The following is a 23,295-nucleotide window of genomic DNA, read 5'->3' as shown; positions in this document are numbered from 1 at the left end:
AGGCACACAGGCGTCGGGCGACTGCGTACGAGGACTACGGCCGCTCGCCGAACAGACCCGAAAGCTGTCCCACGTGTTCGAGGTCGTCGAGCTTGCGGGCACTGACGGTCCAGGAGTCCACGTCCTGAGCCGAGGCCGCTTCCTGCCATTTGGCCGTGAGCTCGTCCCAGGTGACACCGCCCCGCGCGCTGTGGCCGCGTGGGTGGTCGACTCTTTCGGTGACGGCCCTGCCGTCCCGGGTCGTGATGGTGACGACGGCTCCGCGGCCGTTGGGGGCCTCGGCTTCCAGGAGAGGGTTCACGACCAGGGTGATCCTGCTCCGCAGAGGGGCGAAGGCGAGGTCGTCGAGCACAGCGGGGAAGGGCGTCTCGTTCAGCTTCAGTCCACCGCGCAACAGCGCGACAGTGAGCATGTCCTGAAGGCAGATGTTGCGCATCCGCCGGTCGTCCACGACCCGCAGGGCACGGGCCGGCATCCCCACCTCCACCGCGGAGATCGTCTCGGTGCCGATGGCATGGCGGGCGACGAGCGACAGGGCCGCCTCGACGGGGGCGTGGATCGGGTAGCCGGCCCGTACGAACTTGAAGTTCGCTCCCATCACCGCGAAGTCCTGGCCCAGGCCACGCGTCACGGTCTCCACGGCGCCGTCCGCTCCCCAGGCGTCGAACAGACCGTGCGGGTCGCCCAGGATGTCCTCGCACCCCTCGAACCCGGTGGCCGCCATCAGCGCGGCACTGACGCCCGCCATGGCGTACTGGCCGTTGCAGAACGCCTTGCTGATGTGCCGCTTCTCCTGGAACAGAGCGACCAACCCGTTCGCCTGGAACGTGGCCAGCGCCATCGCGTGGCAGTACCGCTCGGGTGTGAGCCCCATGAGTCGACTGCTCGCCACCGCGGCGCCGACCGCGTGCAGGAAGTCCGCGTTGAGATGGCGCCGTTCCTTGACGCCGAACAGACCGCCGCATGCCTCGATGAGCCGGACTCCGATGTCATAGCCGAGAACCACGGCGTTCAGGAGTTCCGCGCCGGCCGAGCACTGCCGCTCGGCCACGGCGAGGGCCGCGTGGACCAGGGTCGCGCCGGGATGGCCGCCGACGACATGCGCGCCGTCGATCTCGTCCGCGTGGCCCGCGGTTCCGTTCGCGAGAGCGGCGAGGGGAGCGGAAACCCGCAGGGAAGTACCCAGCACGCGGGCCTCAGGAGGGCCGGCCTGAGCTGTGACGTAGCGCGCTGCGAGGGTGCCGGCCGGCTGTTCCCTGCCGAAATGGGCACTGGCCATCTCGTCCAGGATCACCTGCTTCGCACGATCGCGTACCTCCTCGGGAATCCGCTCCACCGAGGTGGAGGCCGCGTACTGGGCGAGAGTGAGAGTCGTCGATCGAGACATGATGTGTGTACGTCCCCTTGCTCCGAGTCCGATACCGGCCAGGCGCCGGCGTCTGGGGCCCTAGCCGTTGGGCTGGGCCTGTCCGATGCCGAGCGCCCGGAACGTGTAGACGAATCCGCCGTTGTCGCCGCCGACCACCAGGTAGCCGTCATGGGTTCCGGGCTTGATCGCCAGGTTGGTGGTGAGCAGTTCCGGAGCCGGCATCGTCTGCGGCACGACGATGGTCGCCAGCAGGGCGCCATGGGGGCTGTAGACGTAGATCTTCCCGTCGCCGAAGGCGCACTGGTAGATGTTGCCGTCGGCGTCGACGGCGTTCGAGTCGAAGCCGCCCACGCCCTCGTCGCCGTACATGCCGACGCTCGGGTCGACCACGCTCTTGTGGTCGGCGGACAGCGGCAGATAGTCGGTGCGTCCGGCGCGGAACTCGCTGACCCACAGGGCCGAGTACGCCGGATCGAAGGAGATGCCGTTCGCCCCGGCCAGGCCGTCCATCAGCAGGGTGGGGTGTGTGCCGTCCGGATCGAACCTGATGACCCGGCCGGTCGGTTTCCAGGGCGTGCCCTGGAAGTCGGTGACGAACAGGGCGCCGTCCCGGTCGAAGGCGATGTCGTCGGCCGCCAGCGGTCGCCCGAGTACGTCGCCCGAGACCACGGTGGTGAATCCGGTGCCGTCGGGGTTCATCCGGTCGATCTTGCCGTTGAGGTCGGTGAGGTAGACCTTGCCGTCGGCCGGGCTGAACTGCAGCGAGGTGTACATGCTCGTCGAGGCCTGGTGAATGCCCTTTGTCCCGCGGGTGCGGAGGTCGAGTGCGATCACATCGGGTTGGCCGGTCGGCGCGGTCGAGTGGACCATGTACAGCTTGCCGTCCGGACCGAAGGCCGGCCCTTCCAGAGCGGTGATGTGGCCGAGAGGGCCGGGCGGGTCGAGCGGCGCGACCTGGGCGAACAGGCGGGCGGTGATGGTCTTCGCCTCGGTTGCGGGCACGCCGTTGGAGCCCGGTTGCGAGCCTTCGGCGACGGCACCGGTGACGCAGGCGGCCACCAGCACCGCCCCGGCCAGGCCGGCGGCGATGATAGAGCGGCGCCGCCCGGGGCGGACACCCCGGCCGAGGACATGTGTGAACCTCATCCGACGTCCACCGCCTCAAGAAGGAGTGCCGTGACTTCCTTGGGTGCCGTGACCATGGCGTCGTGAGTCGCATCCAGGACGCGGTACTGGAACCGGTCGTCGTCGGCATGCCGCTTTCGCACCCTGTCCAGGGCGTGCGGTTCCAGGGTCGACGGCACGCATTCGATGAACATGCCGGGATGGCTCCAGGCGCGGTCGGTGTTGCCCACCGGGTCCTGGTACGTCTTCAACGGCTGTGCGGTGGTACGGCTGTTGACCCATGCGGCGTCCGACGGATCGGTGACGCCGTACCAGGAGGCGTCGGACGGCGGGATGTACCAGCCTTCGCCGCCGTCCTGCGCCATCGCGATGTGGCCGGCGGCCCGGACGGGGCCGACCATGTCCCCGTGCGACTCTCCGGTCCGGGGAAGGTGCGCGTCGAGGAAGACGATTCCGCGCACCCGGTCGGCGATCCGCTCCATCGCACCGGACGCGACCATGCCCCCGTAACTGTGGGCCACGAGGACGGCGTCCTTGATGTCCTCGAACTCGAACGTCGAGACGAGGTCCTGGACATGGGTGTCAAGGCCTATTCCGGGATGGAGAAGGTGGGCTCGCTCGCCGAGGCCGGTCAGTGTAGGCGTATACACCACGTGACCTTCCTGCCGTAGCGCGGAAGCCACGCGTTTCCAGCACCAGCCCCCGTGGCGGCCGCCGTGCAGGAGCACGAAGGGTGGACGTTCCTTGATCGGTGCTGCCGACATGGCAGGTCACCTCCTGATCTGTCAGTGGGCCGAAAGGTAGGAACCGCCGAGAACGACGGGCCGGAGCGCGACGGTGAGGTCGTAGCGCAGAGGGACGCCGGTCGGGATGTCCATGCCGGCGATGGCGTCGCCGGAGAGGTCGTCGATGAGTCCGACCAGGGCCCGCAGGGTGTTTCCGTGGGCCACTACGAGGACGGTTCTGTTCGCGTGCAGGTCGGGGACGATGGCCGATTCCCAGTACGGCAGCAGGCGGGCGAGGACGTCATTGAGGGACTCGGCCGGCGGAACCCGAACGCCGAGCCTGCGATAGCGGGCGTCGGTGCTCTGGCTGAGGGGGTCGCCCTGTTCGGCGGAGGGTGGTGGGACTTCGTACGACCTCCGCCACCGACGGAGTTGTTCCTCGCCGAACTCGTCGCGGACCTGTTTCCTGTTCCTGCCCTGTAGGGCCCCGTAGTGGCGCTCGTTGAGGCGCCAACTGCGGTGGACGTCGATCCAGTGCCGGTCGGCGGCGTCGAGTGCGAGGTCGGCGGTGGTGACGGCGCGGCTCAGGAGCGACGTGTGCACGACGTCCGGCAGGAGCCCGGCCCGTGTCATCAGCTCTCCGCTCCTGCGCGCCTCGTCCCGCCCCCGTTCGGACAGCGGGACGTCGACCCAGCCGGCGAAGAGGTCCTGCGCGTTCCAGACGCTCTCCCCGTGCCGCAGGAGCACCAGTCGCCGTGCGGGCCGTGGGTGATTCATGGTGTCTCGTAGCCGCACTGTCCTGCTGCCGTCCGCTTGGTGGTGTGATCAGGCCGTGGCTTCAGCCGCGGGTTCGTGCGTGGTTTCAGCAGTGGTGCGTTCGAGGTCGAGCTGTCGTGTCTCGCCGACGATGAGGACGCAGATCAGACTGACGAGGCAGTAGCCGGCCAGGATGCAGCCGAAGGCGAACCCGCCGTAGGAGTCGATGACGGACGCCGCGATCAAGGGCGGAACACCACCGGCGAGCATGCCGGCCAGGCTGTAGCTGAGACCGGCGGCGGTGTAGCGGTAGCGGGTGTGGAAGAGCTCGGAGAGGAACGCACCCTGCGGCCCGGTGGCGACCCCGGAGATGAACATCGTCACGGGAACCCCGATCGCGAAGACCGCGCGGGAGCCGATGTCGAGGATGGGGAACAGGGCCAGTGCCCAGACGACGGCGACGGAGGCCGCGCCGACGATGACCCAGCGCCGTCCGAAGCGGTCGGAGAGGACCGCGCCGAGCACCACCCCGGCCGAGATCGTCAGGCCACCCACCATGGCCATGCCGAGCACGAAGGTGCGTGGCAGCTCCAGTACCACCGTGCCATAGCTGACCAGATAGGTTCCGCCGATGTAGGTCAGCGCGAAGCCGACCATCACCGTGCCCGCGGCGAGCAGCACCTGGAGGGGCTGGTGCCTGAACGCCTCGACGAACGGTATCCGCGAGGTGCCGGCTTGCTCGGCGTTGTTCTTGAACACCGGGGTTTCGTCGATCCGCAGCCGGATCCAGAGGCCGACGATGACGAGCAGGAAGCTGGCGAGGAACGGAATCCGCCAGCCCCAACTGGTGAACGTGTCACCGCTCATGAACAACGTGGTGAGGAAGAACGTGAGGTTGGCGAGCGTGATGGCGCCGCCTCCGCCGAAGTTGGGCATCATCGACCAGAAGCCGCGTTTGTCCTTGGGGGCGTGTTCGGAGGAGAAGAGGACAGCGCCGGCGAACTCGCCGCCCGCGGCGAGCCCTTGCAGGATGCGGAGCACGATGATCAGGACGGGTGCGGCCACGCCGATCTGGTTGGCGGTGGGCATGCAGCCGACGAGGATCGTGGCGGTGCCCATGAGCAGCATGGTGGCGATCAGGGACTTCTTGCGTCCCAGGCGGTCTCCGAAGTGTCCGAACAGGAGGCTACCGAAGGGGCGGGCCACGAAGGCGACGCCGTAGGTCGCGAACGAGGCGACGGTGCCCGCGGCCTCGCCGAGGGCGGGGAAGAACACGTGGGGGAAGACGAGAGCGGCGGCTGTGCCGTAGATGCCGAAGTCGTAGAACTCGATCACGGTGCCGATGAAGCTGGCGCTGGCGACACGTTTCATTCCCGGATGATTCGCCGCTTCGGCGGTCGAGCCGGGTGCTCCGGGGGGTGGGATCGTCTGTTCCTGTGAGTGCGTCATTGCATCTCCCTGTTGGCGACGCGGCTTCGTCGCGGCGTCGTTGGCGCCGACAGCCGGGGGAATCCGGTCCGTCGACAGGGTGCGGCGTTGCGCCGCGCATGCTCTGAGCGAGCGTCAGTCCAGGAGTCCGCGGGTGCGCAGGACTTCCTCTGCGATGCGGAAGGCCTCGCCGGCGGCGGGCAGTCCGCAGTAGATGGCGGTCTGGAGGAGGATTTCCTTCAGTTCCTCGACCGTGCAGCCGTTGGTGAGGGCGCCCTCGATGTGGTGGCTGAGCTGTGCCGGGCGGTTCAGCGCGGTGAGTATGGCGATGTTGATGATGCTGCGCTGCTTGCGGTCGATGCCGTCGCGGGCCCAGATGCGGCCGAAGCAGACTTCTTCCGAGTATTGCTGGATGGCTTCGTTGAAGGCGTTGCGGTTCTTGTCCTTGTTCTCGACGTAGTCGGGCCCCATGAGCTCGCTCAGGATGCGTCGACCACTCTCACTGGCGTCCAAGGCTGATCTCCTTGCGTAGGGACGGGGATTGGACGGAATGCCTCTGGTTGCCTTGTTCCGTCAGTCGCGGTCGAGGGTTTCCCGGACCTGCTCGGCGGTGAGCTCGACGGTGACGCCGGCACGCTCGTTCTGCAGGTGCATGGGCGACTGCGAGTCGCGTTGACCCCAGCCGCGGGCCAGCGCTTCCTGGACGTCCTTGTAGGCCGCTTCGGCGCACTTCATCGGCACTTCGAGCTGGTCCGCCAGTTCCAGGGCGAGCCTGAAGTCCTTGTCCGCGAGGACCAGGGCGAAGGACGGCGGGTCGTAGGCGGACTGCAGGTACCGGTCACCGACGCGGTCGAAGGTGCGGGAGCGGCCGATCGCTCCCTGGCGCATGGCGTGCCAGAGCGCCGTGGGCTCGACGCCGGCCTTCACTCCCAGAGTGAAGACTTCGGCGATCGCCGTTCGGATGGTCAGGCTGGCGCAGTTGTGGACCAGCTTGGCGGTGTTGCCGGCGCCGATCTCCCCGACGTACATGACCTGGTCCCCGATGGCCTGGAGGACCTTGCCGTGCCGGTCGAAGGCGTCGCGATCACCGCCGACGTAGATCGCGAGCCTGCCCGAGCGTGCCCCCTTGGGCCCGCCACTGACGGGGGCGTCGAACAGGTCGACGCCCTTCTCACGGCAGACGGGGTGCGCTTCCCGTACGACGCCGGGGGAGTTGGTGGTCAGGTCGAACCAGGCGGTGCCGGGGCGCATGGCGCTCAGCAGCCCGTGTTCGCCCAGGCCGACTTCCTGCATTTCCTTCGGGCCGGGCAGGGAGGTGAAGACCACGTCCGCGACCCGTCCCAGCTCGGCGACCGTCTCCACCCACGTGGCGCCTGCCTTCTCCAGCGGCTCCGCTCCCTCCCGGCGGAGGTCGTGGACCACGAGGTCGTAGCCCGCCTTACGCAGATTGAGCGCCATCCCGGTGCCCATGGCACCGAGCCCGACAAAGCCAACCTTCATGTACCTGTCCCTTGTCGTCGATGAACGAATCTCGGCGGGCCGGTTCGGAACACGGCCGCGCTACGAGCAGAGAGTGGTTCGTATATAGGAACCAGAGACCGTATGTGCGATCGACGGTAAGGTTCCGCACCAGGCGTGTCAACGCCCGTGCGCAGGGCTCTTTTCGTGGCCGTAACGTCGGCGACCCATTGACATCACTGGAGGGTCTTCCTAGTCTCGCGACTGTAAATACGTACTGTGATTCGTAAATACGAACAGCACGTGTCGTGCGACCTGGAGGTTGACGTGATCGAACGCCGTGAGGTGCTGATCAATGGCCAGTGGGTGCCGTCGGCCGGGGGCGGGGTCATCGAGGTCGAGAACCCGGTGACCGAGGAGGTCATCGCCACCGTCCCCCGTGGGGATGTCCGGGACGTCGACAGGGCGGCCGAGACCGCCGCGTCGGCCTTCGACGAGTGGTCGCGGTCCTCGCTCGGCCGGCGTGCGGAAGTGCTGCGGAACCTGGCCGACATCGTCGAGAACCGCGCTGACGAGATCACCCGGACCATCGTCACGGAGATCGGCGAGCCGCTGTCCATCGCGACCGGGCATCAGACCCTCTCCACGGTGCGGCATCTGCGCAACACCGCGGACGCGCTCAAGGACGTCGACTGGGACGTGGAGGTCGGCGACACGCTGGTTCACCGGGCTCCGGTGGGAGTGGTCGGAGCCATCACCCCGTGGAACGTACCGCTGCTGATGATCGCCATGAAGGTCGGCGCCGCAGTGGCCGCGGGGTGCACCGTGGTCCTGAAGGGCACCGAGATCGCACCCATGAGTGCGTACTTCTTCGCCGAGGCGACGCTGGAAGCGGGCCTGCCGAAGGGCGTGTTCAACCTCGTGTCCGGCAACGGCCCGGAGATCGGGGAGGCCATCGCGTCGCACCCGAAGGTCGACATGGTCTCGCTGACCGGATCCCCCCGGGCCGGCAGCAGGGTCATGGAACTGGCCTCGGCGTCGGTCAAGCGCGTCGCCCTGGAACTCGGCGGCAAGTCCGCCAACCTGATCCTCGAGGACCTCCCGGAGGCGGACCTGGAGCGCGCGGTCACCGCGGGCATCGAGGACGCCTTCCGCAACAGCGGGCAGGTGTGCGGCGGCCTGACGCGCATGCTGGTGCCCCGCTCGCGCCTGGCGCAGTCGGAGGAGATCGCCGCCGCGAGGGTGGCACGCTACGTCCTGGGTGACCCGTTCGCCGCGGACACCACGCTGGGACCGGTGGTCTCGCGGGCGCAGCGGGACCGGGTGCGCGCGCTGATCCAGGCCGGTACCGAGGAAGGCGCTCGCCTCGTCGCGGGCGGTGGCGAACAGCCGGAAGGCCTGGACAAGGGCTACTTCGTCAAGCCGACCGTCCTCACGGGCACGCCCAGGCTCCGTGTCGCCCGGGAGGAGATCTTCGGACCGGTCGTGACGATCATCCCCTTCGACTCCGAGGAGGAGGCGATCGCCATCGCCAACGACTCGCAGTACGGCCTGGCCGGCGGTGTCTGGGCCGCCACGACCGAGCGAGCCCGGGAGGTGGCCCTGCGGCTGCGCACCGGCCGGGTCCGCCTCAACGGCTCGCCGGTCAACGCCCGTGCCCCGCACGGCGGTTTCAAGCTGTCCGGCATCGGCCGGGAGAACGGCCGCTTCGGCATCGAGGAGTTCCTTGAGTACCAGTCCATCGGATGACCGCCTCGGCACACAGGGCGCACGACACGCAGGGTGCGTGACCGGATCGATGACGGAGGCCGTGGATGACTGCCCTTGAGGGCGTGAAAGTGATCTGTGTCGGACAGTTCTACTTCGCCCCCTACTGCTCGATGCTGATGGCCCGCCTGGGCGCGGACGTCATCAAGGTCGAATCCCCCGAAGGGGACCCCTACCGGCGGCTTCCCGCCGTCGACAAGGACGGTACGTCGGTCCAGTTCCGCTTCCTCAACTCGGGCAAGCGGACCATCCGGCTGGACCTGAAGAACGCCGCCGGGCAGGAGGTGCTGCGCAACCTGGCCAGGAGTGCCGACGTGGTCGTGCAGAACCTCTCGCCCGGCGCGATGGACCGCTTCGGCCTGGGCTACGAACAGCTCAGCGCCGTCAACCCACGCCTGATCATGGCCTCCGGCACCGGCTTCGGCTCGTTCGGCCCGTACGCGGGTGAGCCGGCCATGGACCTGACGATCCAGGCCCGCACGGCGATCATGAGCACGACCGGCTTCGAGGAGGGGCCGCCGATCCGTACCGGCCCGTCAGTGGTCGACTTCATGGCGGGCACCCATCTGGTCGCCGGAGTCCTGGCCGCGCTCTACCAGCGCACCCGCACCGGGCGAGGTCAGCATGTCGAGGTCTCCCTCCAGGACGCCATCATCCCGTCGCTGACGTCGAACATCGCCGGTCTCATCAACAGCGAGGGCGCGAGTCCCGAGCGGACCGGCAACCGGCACGGCGGCATGGCGGTGGCGCCGTACAACGCCTATGAGGCGAGCGACGGATGGATCACCGTGCTGTGCCCGACCGACGCACACTGGCGCAGGCTCGGCGAGCTGATGGGGGATCCGGCGGCCGAAGGCGCGCACCTGGCGGACATGAAGGGCCGCTGTGCGCACATGGACGAGGTCGACGCCCTCGTGACCGGCTGGACGCGCACCCGGTCCAAGGAGGACCTGGCCCGGACCCTGAAGACGGCGAACATCCCGTCCGCACCGGTCGTCACCCTGCCCGAACTCCTCGACGACCCGCATGTACGCGCGCGAGGTGTCCTGCGCCAAGTCGCTGACGAACAGGGCATGTTCACCACCCTGGGCAGCCCGCTGTTCCTCTCGGACTCACCGATGGTCGAGCCGGCCCGCTCCGGAGCCCTGGGGGAGCACACGGACGAGGTCCTCGCCGGTGACCTGGGCATGTCGCCCGACGAGATCGCCAAGCTGCGCGATGCCGACGTCATCTGAACGTCCGTAGAAGGAAAGGAGCTGAACAGTCATGACAGTCGACGCACGCATCGCGGTCCTCCCGGCCGGAGCGCAGAAGCTGGAGATCCGGGAAGTGAGGCTGGACGCCCCCGGGCCGTACGAGGTCGTCGTACGGCAGAAGGCGTTCGGCGTGTGCCACAGCCAGCTCGACCGGATCTACGACCCCGCACGGACCGAGTCCATGGTGCTCGGGCACGAGTCCATCGGCACGGTCGTCGCGGTCGGCGATCACGTCCGCTACGTCACGCCCGGAGACGAGGTGTTCATCACCTGGATTCCGCGCACCCCGCTCGACGGCCGCCCCCCGGTCCCCTCACAAGTCGCCCTCCCCGACGGTGACTTGGCCAAGACCCACAACACCTTCACCTGGGGTACCCACGCGGTCGTGGACGAGCAGTACGTGGTCAAGGCGCCGCCGGGCACCCCCCTGGACCTGGGCGCGATCATCGGATGCGCACTCATGACGGGAGCCGGCGCGGTCATGAACAGCGCCGAGGTCCGTCCCGGGCAGAGCGTCGCGGTCTGGGGCGCCGGCGGCGTCGGACTGTGCGCCATCGCCGGTGCCGCCATCCTCGGGGCCTCTCCGGTCGTCGCCGTGGACGTGGACGACGACAAACTGAAGCTCGCCCGGCAGTTCGGGGCGACCGAAGTGGTCAACGCCAAGAAGACCGACCCGGTGGCGGCCGTCCGGGAACTGACCGGACACGACGACGGCACGCGGGGTGTGGACTACGCCTTCGACTGCACCGGCATAGGCGCGAACATCCCGGTCAGTCTCGCCGCCGTGCGCCCCGGTATCCGCGGTTCGGGCATCCGAGGCGGCGCCGACGTGCTGGTCGGCATCCCGCGCGTTCCCTTCCAGCTGGACAGCATGGATCTCCTCAACGGTGAGAAGAGCCTCGTCGGCTGCGTGGGCGGGAGCTGCGATCCGGCCCGCGACTTCGAGACCTTCGTCGAATGGACGCGCGACGGCCGGTTCGACCCGAGCGCCCTGGTCACTGACCGGTTCACGTTGGACGAGCTGAACACGGCGGTCGAGACGCTCCACGGGGGGCGGGTCCGCGGCCGGGCCGTCGTCGAACTGGAGGGGGCGCCGTGAGCAGCACACCTGACCTGGGGTTCCGGCATGTGAGCCCGGCCTTTCGTACCTTCTGCGGTGAGGACGCACTCGCCGCCCTGCCGCGCGAGCTCGCCAGAGTCGGCGCTCGGCGAGCGGTTGTCGTGTGCGGGCCCTCCATCGTCAAGCACACGCACGCGCTGAGCCGTGTGCACGACGCGCTGGGGGAACACCTGGTGGGGCAGTTCGACGGCGTGGCCGAGCACAGCCCGCTCCCCGTGGTGGAGCGGGCACGGCAGTTCCTGGCGGATCACGACGCGGACGCCGTGATCGCCGTCGGCGGCGGATCATCGGTGGTCACGGCACGGGCCGCCTCGATCCTGCTCGCCGAGGGACGCGACGTGAGGCGGCTGTGCACGCGGAGGGACGCGGACGGCAAGCTCGTCAGTCCGAGACTCACGGCTCCGAAACTGCCGCAGTGGGTCGTACCGTCCACGCCGACGACCGCCTACGCGAAGGCCGGCAGCGCGGTACGCGACCCGGAGACGGGCGAGCGACTGGCCCTCTACGACCCGAAGACCCGGGCACAAGGCATCCTGCTCGATCCGGAGATGGCGCTCACCGCACCCTCGCGACTGACCTGGTCGGCCGCACTCAACGTCTTCGCGATGGCTGTCGAAGGCCTGCAGTCCCGCCCCATCGATCCCCTGGCCGACGCACAACTGGCCCACGCCCTGCGCACGGTGATCGCGTGGCTTCCGCACCTGCACACGGACCCGGAGTCCGCCCGACCCCGACTGCACCTGATGCTGGCGGCGCTGATGAGCGGCCAGGGCAGCGACCACAGCGGGGGCGGTCTCGCGCAAGCCCTCTCGCACGCGGTGGGACCCCGTTCCGCCGCCGCCAACGGCGTGGTGGAAGCGCTGCTGCTGCCGCACGCCATGCGTTTCAACGCCGGCGTAATCGGTCACCGCCTCGCGATGCTGGCCGACATCCTCGGCCTCCCCGATCGCGGTGCCCAAGCCGTGATCGCAAAGATCGAGCGGCTGCTGGAGGTGTTCGAGGTCCCCGCCCGCCTGCGGGATCTCGGAGTCCGTGAGAAGGACCTGACCGAGGCGGCCGACCACGCCCTGGAGGACTGGGCCATCACCAGCGGCCCCCGGGTGCCCGACCGGATCGATGTCCTCGCCCTGCTCACCAACGCCTGGTAGGCGACCGACCACGCCAGAGCACGACTCAGAGAAACTGTTCAGAGGAACTGTGATGACGACGACGGATACCGAGAAGAACGCCGGAATCGGCAAGGAACTGGCGACCGGCAAGTTCACCGACGAGATGCTCGACGGCATGCGCGCCCTCATCGGCACCGAGCTGCGCACCGATGCGTGCGTCAACAACGAGTACGCGACCCGACTGGCCATCCTCCGCTTCACCGAGGGCATCGGGGACGACAATCCGCTGTGGACGGACGGGGATTACGCGGCCAAGGGCCCGTTCGGCGAGATCGTCGCCCCGCCGAGCTTCATCTTCGCGTGCCTGGGATCGGTCCAGGTGGGCTGGCGCGGTCTCGGCGGCTTCCACGCCGAAACGGATGTGACCTTTCATCGTCCGATCCGCGTCGGCGACAAGATCACTGCGCGCGTCTACTTCGACGGCTTCGACGGCCCTGACGCCAGCACCTTCGCGGGGCGCCGCGTCAAGGACTACCTGCGCCAGGAGTACTGGAACCAGGACGACGAGCTGGTGGCGCGTTTCATCTGCTCGCGGGTCAGGTTCGAACGCACCGAGGCCCAGTCGCGACGCACGTCGCGCGAGATCGAGCTGCCCCATCCCTGGACCGGTGAGCAGCTGGAACAGATCGAGGAGGACATCCTCGCCGAGACGCCGCGCGGCGCCGAGCCGCGCTACTGGGAGGACGTCTCGGTCGGCGACGAGATGGACGTCCTCACCAAGGGACCGATCGGCCTGACCGACGAGATCGCCTACATCGCCGCCGGCGCGGCCCCCATCCCGCGCCTCGCCGCTCACGGTGTGGCCCTGCGCCGGTACCGCAAGCACCCGCGCTGGGCGTTCCGTGATCCGAACACCAACGCCCTCGAACCGGTCTACTCGGTGCACTACAACGACTACGCGGCCAAGCTGCAGGGTGCCCAACTGGCCTACGACGTCGGCATTCAGCGCACCTGCTGGCAGATCCACTCCCTCACCCACTGGGCCGGGGACGGCGGCACGCTGAAGGCGGTTCACGGCCAGTACCGCGCGCACGTCTACCTCTCGGACGTCGTCCGCCTCGGCGGGCGGGTCGTGGCCAAGGAGGTCGACCAGGACGGCGACTGGGTCGTACGTCTGGAGACCTGGGCCTGGAACCAGCGTGAGCAGAACGTCATGCCCGGCACGGCTGTTGTCGCCCTGCCGCGCCGGAGGAACGCATGAACACGACGACAGCCGTCTGGGGCGACGAGATCGGCATCGAAGAGGTGCGCGGCATCCCCTTCCGTACCTACAGCGACCGCCCGCGCAACGTCGCGAGCCTGTTGGCCTTTGCGGACCGATGGGCCGACCGGCCGCACCTCGCACAGGGCGACAAGGTGGTGACCTTCGAGGGGTTGCGGAACGCGGTCACCTCGAAGGCGACGGAACTCGCCGCCACCGGTCTCGGGCGCGGAGACCGGGTGCTGCTCCTCGGCTGGAACAGCCCGGAGTGGATCATCAACTTCTGGGCCTGCGTCGCGATCGGCGCGGTGCCCGTGCTCGCCAACGCCTGGTGGGGCAAGGCCGAACTCGCCGACAGCATCGCACTCCTGGACCTCAAGCTGGTCCTGGCCGATACCCGGGGCGCGGCGAACCTTCCCGCCGACACGACGGCCGGCCGCTGGGAGTGCGACACCGCGGCCGGCCTTCCGCCGTACCCGGTCCTCGCCGACGGCGAGCAGGACGAGGACTCCCCGGCGGTCATCGTCTTCACCTCCGGAACCTCGGGCCGGCCGAAGGGGGTCGTCCTCTCGCACCGCTCCCTCCTGGCCGGGCTGCACATGCTGCTGCACATCACCCGGCGACTGCCGCGACAAATCGATGCGTCGACGGGAGACGCCGGTCTGCACACCGGGCCGATGTTCCACATCGGCGGGGTCCAGACCCTCATCCGCGCCATCACCGTCGGCGACACCCTCGTCATGCCCTCCGGCAGGTTCGACCCGGAAGAGGCGCTGCGGCTCGTCGAGGAGTGGGGGATCACCCGCTGGAGCGCCGTTCCGACCATGGTCTCCCGGGTTCTGGAGCATCCCGACGTCCACCGCCGCGATCTGACCTCCCTGCGCTCCCTCACGGTCGGCGGCGCACCGGTGCACGCCGAGTTCCTCGACCGGTTGCGCGTCGGACTGCCCGGCGTCGAGCCGCGCGTGCCCACCGGCTACGGCCTGACAGAGAACGGCGGCCAGGCCACCGCGGCCTCCGGCCGGGACACCGTCGAGCACCCCGGCACCAGCGGCCGTCCACTGCCGTGCGTCGAACTGAGGATCCTGGAGGGCAGCGGTCCCGATGACGGCGAGATCCTGGTCCGCTGCCCCACCCAGATGATCGGGTACTTCGGAGCGGACGAGACGCCGATCGATGCTGAGGGATGGCTGCACACCGGTGACCTCGGGCATGTCGACGAGGCCGGCTACCTGTGGATCACCGGCCGGGCCAAGGACATGATCATCAGAGGCGGGGAGAACATCGCCCCGGCCGCGGTCGAGCAGGCCCTCGCGGGCATCGCAGGTGTGGTCGAATCCGCGGTGTTCGCCGTCCCGCACCCGGACCTGGGGGAGGAGGTGATGGCGGCTGTGGTCGTCGAGCACGGGGTGACCACCGAGCGGTTGCGTGCGGAACTGCGCCCCAAGCTGGCGTCCTTCGCCGTCCCGAGCCGATGGCATCTGCAGCACGAACCGCTGCCGACCAACCACTCCGGCAAGATCGACAAAAAGGCGCTGACGGCACAGGCGCGAGCCGAACTCGTCGGCAGGGCGGGGGAGCAGGCATGAGCGACGTCTTCCACAAGCAGGTCGCCGACCGTGTTGCGCTGCTGGAACTGCGCAGGCCACCGCACAACTTCGTCGACGAGCAGGCGCTGACCGAGCTGGCCGACGCGCTGCTGGCATACGACGATGACGACGAGATCTCCTGCGTCGTGCTCGCCGCGCAGGGCAAGCATTTCTGCGCGGGCGTCGACCTCCGTGGCATCGGAGCGGCGGGCATCCGCCGTTTCTACCGTCAGGCCATCCGGCTCTTCTCCGGGCGCAAGCCCGTAGTGGCCGCGGTGCACGGCGCCGCCGTCGGTGGCGGGCTCGGTCTTGCCCTGGCCGCGGACTTCCGGGTGGTGGCTCCCGACGCCCGGCTCACCGCCAACTTCGCCCGTCTCGGCTTCCACCACGGCTTCGGGCTGAGCGTGACCCTGCCGAGGGCCGTCGGACAGCAACGCGCCCTGGAACTGCTGTACACAGGACGGTCCGTCAGTGGAACCGAAGCGCTTGAGCTGGGCCTGTGCGACCGCGTGGCCGACGATCCGCGCGGCGCGGCGATCGCCTTCGCCTCGGACATCGCGGCCTCCGCGCCGTTGTCCCTGCCCGCCATCCGGTCCACTATGCGGCGTTCGACGGTGGCCGAGGTCTCGGCGGCCCTCGATATCGAGGCGAACGCCCAGGCGGCCCTGCTGGGCACGGCGGACTTCGCCGAAGGGATCGCCGCCTCCGTCGAGAAGCGGCGACCGCGCTTCACGAGTTCGTAATTATGAATGCCTGGTCGCCATGGGCTACGTTGGGCGGCATGACGGACACGTCCTCAGCTTCCGACGACAGCGGCCCGAAGAACCACCGCACCGTCGACCGGGTGACCCAGATCCTCGAAGAGGTCGTCTACCACCCGGGCATCGGCTTCGCGGAGATCGCCCGGGCCCTCGGCGCGCCGAAGAGCTCCGTACACGGCTTCATTCGAGGCTTGCAGGCCAAGGGGTGGCTGTACGAGGTCGATCGCCGTTTCTACCTCGGCCCCGCCGTGTACGGCCTCACCCTGGCCAGCGGCCACATCCGCGCCGGGCAGGTGACGCAGACGGACCTCGACGCGCTGCACAAGGCGACCGGTCTGACCGTCTTCCTGGGAGTCGAGGCCGGCGATCACCTGATCTACATCGGGGAGTCGGGCACGGACTCCCTCACCGGCTTCGCGGCACGCAGCAACATCCGGCGCACGCTGCTCACGACGGCGGGCGGCAAGGCCCTGCTGGTGGCCCGCCCGGACGCCGACCGGGAGGCCTACCTGCGTCGGCAGCAGTCGGAGAGCCCCGAGCTCGTCTCCGACTTCCTCGCCGAGTTCGCCGAGATCAAGAAGAGCCGCGTCTCGACGAACCTCCGGCACCACGGGGCTCAGCTCGCGCTCGCCGCCGTCGTGCGCAATCAGGCCGGGGACAGTGTCGCCGCGGCCATCCTGGTCGGCCAGGCAGCCGCGATGAGGTCCCACGAGGCCAAGCTTCGCAGGGCACTGCTCAAGCACGTCGACTCCTGGTCACGGCAGACCGTCTCAGCGCGGGAACCGATCTGACCGCCGGTCCACCTCGGCCGTCAGGAAGGAGTGGACCTCGCGGGTGAAGACGTCATTGTCGTCGCCCGCGATCATGTGTCCCGCGGGAACCTCGGTAAGGCGCGCCGTCGGGATGAGCGTGAGCAGTTCTGCGGCCGCTTCGGCGGTGACCATGTCCGAATGGCGACCGCGAACGAGCAGCGTGGGTGCGGTGACATGGCGAGCGGCACTGATCATCCTCTCCGCGGAGGTGTTCGCGGGGTCCGCCGTGAAGCGCAGGAACGCCGGGTCCCAGTGCCAGTACCAACGCCCGTCCTCGCGCAGCCGAACGTTCTTCTTCAGCCCCTCCAGTCCCGAGGCCGTGCGACGGCGCGGGTTGTAGGCGCCGACCGCCGCTGCCGCTTCCTCCAGTGAGGAGAAACCGCTCGGCGCCCCGCGCATGAAGGCGCGAACCCTGGCCTGCCCCGCCGGGTCCAGCCGGGGCGCGATGTCCACGAGCACCAGGCCCAGAACAGTCCCCGGACGTTCGCCCTCGGCGACCAGAGCGGTTCGGCCCCCCATCGAGGCGCCGATCACGACGGGCGGTTCGCCGTCGAGCGCCTCCATCACCCTCAGCAGATCTCCGACCATGTGGTCCAACGTGTACTCGCCCGTCGGGGACCATGCGCTGTCGCCGTGCCCGCGGGCGTCCAGCGTGATGGCCCGCCAGCCCCGGGTCGCCAGACGGCGTGCCGTTCGCGCCCAGGAGTGCCGGGTCTGGCCGCCCCCGTGCAGCAGCAGCACCGTGCCCCGCGGATCATCGGGCTGCCATCGGTCGGCGGCGATACGGATGCCCTGGGCACCGTCGAACGTGATCTGGTCGCGCAGGGCGAAGCCTGAATCGGTCACGGGCGTTCCTCTCGGCTGTTGGCACCGTTGACACCGTCGGCAGCCGAGCGTAGCTTGCCATAGGTCGGAATAGCGACATGCAGTTCGCATATACGAAACAGAACGGGTGTCGGGACGACATCCGGTGCATCACCAACTGCCGGACGAAAGCTGCCTTCTTGGCGTCCGGAGCCCCGCGGCCGATGGCCGGCGGTAAGTCATTCATCGCGTGCAGCCCGCGGATGTCCGGACCCGGCACGACCGGGCCGTCGAGACGCGCGTCGCACAGACAGGAGTGTGTCCGGTGATCGAACGCGACCAGATCTTCGTCAACGGCAAGTGGGTGGCTTCCTCCGGTGACGGTGTCATCTCGGTGACCAGCCCGGTCACCGAGGAGACAGTGGCGACGATTCCGGCCGGCTCGGCCGAGGACGTGGACCTGGCCGCCCGGGCCGCGGCGGGCGCCTTCCCCGCCTGGTCGCGGACGTCGGTCGACGAGCGCGTGGACATGCTCCACAAGATGGCCGAGCTGACCGACGCGCGCAGTGAGGAGATCGCTCGCGCCGTTGTCAGCGAGATCGGCCAGCCCCTGGAGATCGCGCGGGAATCGCAGGGGGCCGCAGCGGTCGAGGACCTCCGGAGCATCGCCGAGAGCCTGGCCGGCATCACCTGGGAAGAGCGGGTCGGACCCACCGTGGTGGCCCGTGAGGCGGCGGGTGTGGTCGGTGCGATCACGCCGTGGAACGGACCGATGCGCATGGTGTGCATGAAGGCCGGCGCGGCGATCGCCGCCGGATGCACGGTCGTGCTCAAGGGCACGGAGGTGGCACCACTGAGCTCCTTCATCTTCGCCGAGATCGTCGCCGAGGCCGGCCTGCCCGACGGAGTCTTCAACCTCGTCTCCGGCACGGGCCCGGACGTCGGCGAGGCCCTGGTCACCCACCCACTCGTCGACATGGTCTCCCTCACGGGTTCCGTCCGCGCCGGACGCCGCGTCATGGAGCTTGCCGCGCAGTCCATCAAGAAGGTCGCCCTGGAACTCGGCGGCAAGTCGGCCAACGTCATCCTGGAGGACGCCGACCTCGAAAGGGCCGTGAACGTGGGCATCGAGGACGCGTTCCGCAACTCGGGACAGGTCTGCGGCGGCCTCTCCAGGATGCTCGTGCCGCGCTCCCGGCTCGCCGAGGCGGAGGAACTGGCCGTACGCAAGGCCGAGAGCTACGTGCTCGGAGACCCCTACGACCCCGCGACCACCCTCGGACCCGTGGCCAACGCCACCCAGCAGCAGCGCGTGCGGGACTACATCCGCTCCGGCCTGGAGCAGGGAGTCCGCCTGCTCACCGGTGGCCCCGAGGCCCCGGAGGGCCTGGAGCGCGGCTACTTCGTACGGCCGACGATCTTCTCCGGCGACAACTCCTCGCGGATCGCACGCGAGGAGATCTTCGGGCCCGTCGTGGTGATCATCCCCTTCGACAGCGAGGAGGAGGCCTTCCACATCGCCAACGACACGCAGTACGGCCTCGCCGGCGCGATCTGGGCCGGCGACCCGGACCGGGCGAAGGCCCTGGCCCGCAACCTGCGCGCGGGGCGCATCCGTATCAACGGGTCCCCCGTCAACCAGCGTGCTCCGCACGGCGGATTCAAACTGTCCGGCATCGGCCGGGAGTTCGGGCGCTACGGCATCGAGGAGTTCCTCGAGTACAAGTCCATCGGCTGACCAGGACGAGGAGAGCAATGATCACCGTCAACGCACGCTCCACGGCCGGCCCGGGCGAGCCGTTCAAAGCGACCGCCATCGACCGGCGCGACGTCGGCCCGACGGACGTCCTCATCGACATCGTCTACTGCGGGGTGTGCCACACCGACGTCAGCCGCGCGCGCGGTGAGTTCGGGACGACCACGTATCCACTGGTACCAGGACACGAGATCGCCGGTGTGGTCTCGGCCGCGGGTCCTGACGTGACCCGGTTCTCGGTCGGAGACCGGGTGGGAGTCGGCTGCATGGTCGACTCCTGCCGGGAGTGCGACCACTGCCGGGCCGGCCTGGAGCCCTACTGCCGTTTTGGACACGTAAGGACGTACAACGACACCGGCCGCGACGGGCAGCCCACCCTCGGCGGATACAGCGAGAAGATCGTTGTCGACGAGGCCTATGCGGTCCGCATCCCCGACTCCCTCCCGCTGCACACCGCCGCGCCGTTGCTCTGCGCCGGTATCACGATGTACTCCCCGCTGCGGCACTGGAAGGCCGGACCGGACAAGCGGGTCGCGATCGTCGGATTCGGCGGCCTCGGGCACGTCGGCGTGCCGATCGCGGCGGCGCTCGGGGCACCTCCGACCGTGCTGGACCTGACACCGGACCGACGTGACGACGCACTGCGGCGGGGAGCCCGCGACTACCGGGTCACGACCGACCCCACGACGTTCACCGACCTCGCGGGAGCCTTCGACCTGATCGTTTCGACCGCCCCGGCCAACCTGGACTACGAGGCCTACCTCCAACTGCTCGCACTGGACGGCACGTTCGTCAACCTCGGCGTGCCGAAGAATCCGATCAGCCTCGATGCCTTCTCGCTCTTCCACAACCGGCGGTCGATGGCGGGCACGCTGGTCGGCGGCATCGAGGAGACACAGGAAATGCTCGACTTCTGCGCCGAGCACCACATCGAGGCCGAGGTCGAGGTCATCCCGGCCGACCAGATCGACACGGCTTTCGACAGGCTCGCGGCCGGCGACGTCCGCTACCGGTTCGTCATCGACATCAGCACGCTGGGGGCCGACTGACCGAGCAGCGGACGCCGACTCAGGTCTGCCCCGCACCGTCCCGTCGGCCACCGGGACGGTGTACCGGTGGAACTGGAATGACCCGGACCTCGCACATGAGCAGGATGACACCCGCGACGCGTTCACCGCGGCCTTCCCCGACATCGAGCTGAACATGATCGTGGACTACAGCAAGTATCACGACGGCCCCGGTGACGGTCCGGCCGACCCGCAGAACCTGGTCGATCCCGAGAGGAAGGGCCAGATCCTGTCGTCACCGCGGCACCAACAGCCCTGGCGAGGCCGTGGACACCGGCGTCAAGCGGATCGGGCCGGCCGGTGCCGAGACCGGTGGCGCGGACTCCACCGTGTGGGGCACCCCGGACGACGACCACCCGTTCCTTGCCTGGGGGCAGCGAGCCGCACTGCTCAAGGGTGCCCGGCATCCCGCGGCCGCCAAGTCGTACCTGAACTGGCTGCTGACGCCCGAATGGCAAGGCGCGGGGCAGCACGGCTGGGGCGCGCGCACCGACGTCACCCCGACCGGCACCGGCGTCTGGGACCTCCCCAACGCCCACAGTGCCGACTTCGTCGCCTTCATGGCCGACCGCGCCGCCGTGAAGCGTTGGCGGCAGACGATGGTGCGGTACTTCGGCGAGGCCGACAGCCCGCCCACCCCCGGCTGGTTGGGCTTGGCGCCCACCGTCCACGTGTGACATTGCCGTCGCGGCGCATTACCCGCGACGGCCCGCTGGAAACCGAGGCCCCGGCTTTCGCCGGGGCGCTCGGTTCAGCTGTCCAGACGTCGCGCGCTGAGCCACTTGACGATCTCCGGGTCGTGGTGATCGAAGAACAGCGAGGCTCCGGTGTCCAGGGTGGCGACGGACGCCATCTCGGTGTCGGTGAGCGCGAAGTCGAAGACGTCGAGGTTCTCCGCCATCCGCTCGGGACGTACCGACTTCGGGATCGAGGCGACGCCGCGCTGGACCGCCCAGCGCAGTACCACCTGGCCGACCGACTTCCCGTACTTCTTGCCGATCTCGCTCAGCACCGGGTTGGTGAACAGATCGTTCTTGCCCTCCGCGAAGCCGCCCCACGCCTGGAGCTGCACGCCCTGCTCGCGCATCAGCTCCTGGTAGTCGGCACGCTGGAAGAAGGGGTGGGTCTCGATCTGGTTGACGGCGGGCGTGACCTCGTTGTTGATGATCAGGTCCAGGAGGCGGTCGGGGTAGAAGTTGGAGACGCCGATGGCCTTGGCGCGGCCCTGCCGGTTCAGCTCCTCCATGGCCCGCCACTGGCCGTACACGTCGCCGTAGGGCTGGTGCATCAGGTACAGGTCCAGGTAGTCGAGCCCGAGCTTGGTCAGCGATGCCTCGAAGGCACGCTTGGTGTTCTCCTCACCGGGTGTGTCCTGGACGTACAGCTTGGTGGTGATGAAGAGTTCCTCGCGCGGGATGCCGCTGTTCTTGATCGCACGGCCGACGGACTCCTCGTTGCCGTACGAGGCCGCCGTGTCGAGCAGCCGGTAACCGGCCGCGAGGGCCTCGGTGACCACCTGTTCGGTCTCGTCGGCCGGGATCTGGAAGACGCCGAAGCCGAGGATCGGCATCTCTACGCCGTTGTTCAGGGTGACGTTCTGCATGGGTTCTTTCCTTCGGTGCGGGAGGATCAGCGTTCGAGCATCTTCAGCTGGGCCTCGGTATGGGTGGCTCCGGCCGCGGGAGGCAGGCTCGTCAAGCGGTCGAGCTGGTCCGCGGTGAGCCGGACGGCGTCGGCGCCGGCGTTCTCTTCCAGGCGGTGGACGCGCTTGGTGCCGGGGATGGGGGCGATGTCGTCGCCCTGCGCGAGCAGCCAGGCGATGGCGACCTGGGCCGCGCTCACGTCGGCTTCGGCGGCGACTGCCTGGACCTCGTCGGCCAGACGCAGGTTGAGCTGGAAGTTCTCGCCGGTGAAGCGCGGGTTGTCCCGCCGGAAGTCGTCCTCGGCGAAGCCTTCGGTGGAACGGATCGCGCCGGTGAGGAAGCCACGGCCCAGTGGCGAGAAGGGGACGAAGCCGATGCCGAGCTCGCGCAGCGTCGGCAGCACCCGTGCCTCCGGATCGCGCGTGAAGAGGGAGTACTCGGACTGGACGGCGGTGACCGGTGTGACGGCGTTCGCGCGGCGGATGGTGTCGGGTCCGGCCTCGGACAGCCCGAACGCGCGGACCTTGCCCTCGGCGATCAGCTCGCCCACGGCGCCCGCCGTCTCCTCGATGGGCACGTTCGGGTCGACCCGGTGCTGGTAGTACAGATCGATGTGGTCCGTGCCGAGACGCCCCAGCGAGCCCTCGACGGCGGTGCGGATGTTGGCGGGGCTGGAGTCCAGGTTCCCCGGCCCGCCGCCCGCGTGGGAGACCAGGCCGAACTTCGTCGCCAGCACCACCTGGTCGCGGCGTCCCTTGAGGGCCCGTCCGAGCAGTTCCTCGTTGGCGTACGGACCGTAGATCTCGGCGGTGTCGATGAAGGTGACGCCCAGCTCCAGGGCGCGATGCACGGTACGGATGGACTCCGCCTCGTCGGTCCCCGCGCCGGTGTACCCCTGGGACATGCCCATCGCGCCGAGACCGATCCGGGAAACATCCAGGTCACGCAGGTGAATGTGGTGCATCAGTGCTCTCCGCTCCGTTGTCTTCGGGCCGGCTCTTTGCGTTGCCCTGGCCGGTTTCACTCTGGCCCAGGCGTCCGGCTTCCGCTGTCGCGTGCCTCGGCGCACGGTGGCAGGGCCGGACCGGGCACGGCACCACGCGCCGTACGGCACTGTGGTTGCGGGGGCTCGTGAGCAGCGTACGGGCGGGGCGTACCCATCTTGGTGCCTGAGAGCTTCTGGTGACGGGCCGAGTTGTTCAGGGGAATGACAGGTCCCCCCACCGCACTCCTGGGCACGCTGCACCCGCCGTTCGCCGCGAGTTCGTCGATGGAGAGGGATTTACCAACCGCATCCGCTCCGCGTAACGTCCTTATCCGCGAATCTTGGATCGCATATATGAACTGTGTAGGGTGGGCTGTGAGTGCATGGGGGAGCCCGGCGGCCCGAGGACGCTGATGGCCGCCTCGGTCGGGGGCACCGACACGGCGAGCCGTGTCTTGGCGCCGAGCGCCACTTGCTCCGCGACCGCGGATGATGTCCACCGCC

General features: G+C 69.0%; 21 protein-coding genes. 11 read left to right on the top strand and 10 right to left on the bottom strand.

All coding sequences use genetic code 11. From position 1 onward, the window contains the following. Positions 1-34 precede the first annotated feature (34 nt). The 7 genes from ACIRA5_RS42820 to ACIRA5_RS42790 all read right to left on the bottom strand — a co-directional run bounded on the left by ACIRA5_RS42820 (position 35) and on the right by ACIRA5_RS42790 (position 6,903). Positions 35-1,387: an MmgE/PrpD family protein gene (locus ACIRA5_RS42820; protein WP_403700758.1), complete on the bottom strand. Its 1,353-nt coding sequence runs from the start codon at positions 1,385-1,387 to the stop codon at positions 35-37. Positions 1,388-1,447: 60 nt separating this feature from the next. After that, complete coding sequence (locus ACIRA5_RS42815; RefSeq protein WP_403700755.1) at positions 1,448-2,515, bottom strand: SMP-30/gluconolactonase/LRE family protein; 1,068 nt, start codon at positions 2,513-2,515, stop codon at positions 1,448-1,450. Beyond that, on the bottom strand, positions 2,512-3,258 hold the full coding sequence (locus ACIRA5_RS42810) for an alpha/beta fold hydrolase (protein ID WP_403700752.1): 747 nt from the start codon (positions 3,256-3,258) through the stop codon (positions 2,512-2,514). The genes ACIRA5_RS42815 and ACIRA5_RS42810 overlap by 4 nt, the downstream gene beginning before the upstream one ends. Positions 3,259-3,279: 21 nt before the next feature. Next, on the bottom strand, positions 3,280-3,996 hold the full coding sequence (locus ACIRA5_RS42805) for a 2,3-diphosphoglycerate-dependent phosphoglycerate mutase (RefSeq protein WP_403700749.1): 717 nt from the start codon (positions 3,994-3,996) through the stop codon (positions 3,280-3,282). Between the two features lie 48 nt (positions 3,997-4,044). Beyond that, complete coding sequence (locus ACIRA5_RS42800) at positions 4,045-5,346, bottom strand: MFS transporter (RefSeq protein ID WP_403700746.1); 1,302 nt, start codon at positions 5,344-5,346, stop codon at positions 4,045-4,047. 192 nt (positions 5,347-5,538) lie between these two features. After that, positions 5,539-5,916 (bottom strand): carboxymuconolactone decarboxylase family protein, encoded by a 378-nt coding sequence (locus tag ACIRA5_RS42795; RefSeq protein ID WP_403700743.1) that lies wholly within the window; start codon positions 5,914-5,916, stop codon positions 5,539-5,541. Positions 5,917-5,976: 60 nt separating this feature from the next. Further along, positions 5,977-6,903 (bottom strand): NAD(P)-dependent oxidoreductase, encoded by a 927-nt coding sequence (locus ACIRA5_RS42790; RefSeq protein ID WP_403700740.1) that lies wholly within the window; start codon positions 6,901-6,903, stop codon positions 5,977-5,979. 285 nt (positions 6,904-7,188) lie between these two features. Here ACIRA5_RS42790 and ACIRA5_RS42785 point away from each other — a divergent pair, with 285 nt between their 5' ends. The 8 genes from ACIRA5_RS42785 (at position 7,189) to ACIRA5_RS42750 (ending at position 16,515) form a co-directional block, all read left to right on the top strand. Continuing rightward, positions 7,189-8,610, top strand: coding sequence for an aldehyde dehydrogenase family protein (locus ACIRA5_RS42785; protein WP_403700737.1), 1,422 nt, complete (start codon positions 7,189-7,191; stop codon positions 8,608-8,610). Between the two features lie 65 nt (positions 8,611-8,675). Continuing rightward, the gene (locus tag ACIRA5_RS42780; protein WP_403700735.1) at positions 8,676-9,863 is read left to right on the top strand and encodes a CaiB/BaiF CoA transferase family protein; all 1,188 of its coding nucleotides are present in this window, start codon (positions 8,676-8,678) and stop codon (positions 9,861-9,863) included. A gap of 31 nt (positions 9,864-9,894) precedes the next feature. Continuing rightward, positions 9,895-10,983 (top strand): zinc-binding dehydrogenase, encoded by a 1,089-nt coding sequence (locus tag ACIRA5_RS42775; RefSeq protein ID WP_403700732.1) that lies wholly within the window; start codon positions 9,895-9,897, stop codon positions 10,981-10,983. Further along, positions 10,980-12,152 carry an iron-containing alcohol dehydrogenase family protein gene (locus tag ACIRA5_RS42770; protein WP_403700729.1) on the top strand — a complete coding sequence of 391 codons (1,173 nt, stop codon included), beginning with the start codon at positions 10,980-10,982 and terminating at the stop codon, positions 12,150-12,152. Before ACIRA5_RS42775 ends, ACIRA5_RS42770 begins: the two co-directional genes overlap by 4 nt. A 52-nt stretch (positions 12,153-12,204) precedes the next feature. Then, complete coding sequence (locus tag ACIRA5_RS42765; protein ID WP_403700727.1) at positions 12,205-13,374, top strand: MaoC family dehydratase N-terminal domain-containing protein; 1,170 nt, start codon at positions 12,205-12,207, stop codon at positions 13,372-13,374. Further along, on the top strand, positions 13,371-14,963 hold the full coding sequence (locus ACIRA5_RS42760; RefSeq protein WP_403700724.1) for a class I adenylate-forming enzyme family protein: 1,593 nt from the start codon (positions 13,371-13,373) through the stop codon (positions 14,961-14,963). The genes ACIRA5_RS42765 and ACIRA5_RS42760 overlap by 4 nt, the downstream gene beginning before the upstream one ends. Beyond that, on the top strand, positions 14,960-15,706 hold the full coding sequence (locus ACIRA5_RS42755; RefSeq protein WP_403700721.1) for an enoyl-CoA hydratase/isomerase family protein: 747 nt from the start codon (positions 14,960-14,962) through the stop codon (positions 15,704-15,706). Before ACIRA5_RS42760 ends, ACIRA5_RS42755 begins: the two co-directional genes overlap by 4 nt. A gap of 38 nt (positions 15,707-15,744) precedes the next feature. After that, positions 15,745-16,515 (top strand): IclR family transcriptional regulator, encoded by a 771-nt coding sequence (locus ACIRA5_RS42750; RefSeq protein ID WP_403700718.1) that lies wholly within the window; start codon positions 15,745-15,747, stop codon positions 16,513-16,515. Here ACIRA5_RS42750 and ACIRA5_RS42745 read toward each other — a convergent pair. Then, a complete protein-coding gene (locus ACIRA5_RS42745) occupies positions 16,495-17,382 on the bottom strand; it encodes an alpha/beta fold hydrolase (RefSeq protein ID WP_403700715.1) in 888 nt (295 codons plus the stop codon). The two genes, ACIRA5_RS42750 and ACIRA5_RS42745, sit on opposite strands and share 21 nt — an antisense overlap. Positions 17,383-17,665: 283 nt before the next feature. Between ACIRA5_RS42745 and ACIRA5_RS42740 the strand changes: the two genes are divergently transcribed. From ACIRA5_RS42740 to ACIRA5_RS42730, 3 genes are all read left to right on the top strand, one after another. Continuing rightward, a complete protein-coding gene (locus tag ACIRA5_RS42740) occupies positions 17,666-19,078 on the top strand; it encodes an aldehyde dehydrogenase family protein (RefSeq protein WP_403700713.1) in 1,413 nt (470 codons plus the stop codon). A gap of 17 nt (positions 19,079-19,095) precedes the next feature. Next, a complete protein-coding gene (locus tag ACIRA5_RS42735) occupies positions 19,096-20,145 on the top strand; it encodes an NAD(P)-dependent alcohol dehydrogenase (protein ID WP_403700710.1) in 1,050 nt (349 codons plus the stop codon). A 284-nt stretch (positions 20,146-20,429) separates the two neighbouring features. Continuing rightward, positions 20,430-20,840, top strand: a complete 411-nt coding sequence (locus tag ACIRA5_RS42730; protein ID WP_403700708.1) for a hypothetical protein — start codon at positions 20,430-20,432, stop codon at positions 20,838-20,840. A gap of 74 nt (positions 20,841-20,914) precedes the next feature. On the opposite strand, the gene ACIRA5_RS42725 is transcribed toward ACIRA5_RS42730, so the two are convergent. Beyond that, positions 20,915-21,766: an aldo/keto reductase gene (locus ACIRA5_RS42725; RefSeq protein WP_403700706.1), complete on the bottom strand. Its 852-nt coding sequence runs from the start codon at positions 21,764-21,766 to the stop codon at positions 20,915-20,917. A gap of 26 nt (positions 21,767-21,792) precedes the next feature. Then, positions 21,793-22,770: an aldo/keto reductase gene (locus tag ACIRA5_RS42720; protein ID WP_403700703.1), complete on the bottom strand. Its 978-nt coding sequence runs from the start codon at positions 22,768-22,770 to the stop codon at positions 21,793-21,795. Positions 22,771-23,295: the final 525 nt, after the last annotated feature.

It is taken from the genome of Streptomyces sp. NPDC096311 (genome assembly GCF_044763085.1).
GTDB lineage: Bacteria > Actinomycetota > Actinomycetes > Streptomycetales > Streptomycetaceae > Streptomyces.
Note: the sequence above shows the minus strand (reverse complement) of the source record. Positions and strands in the feature narration are given on the sequence as shown.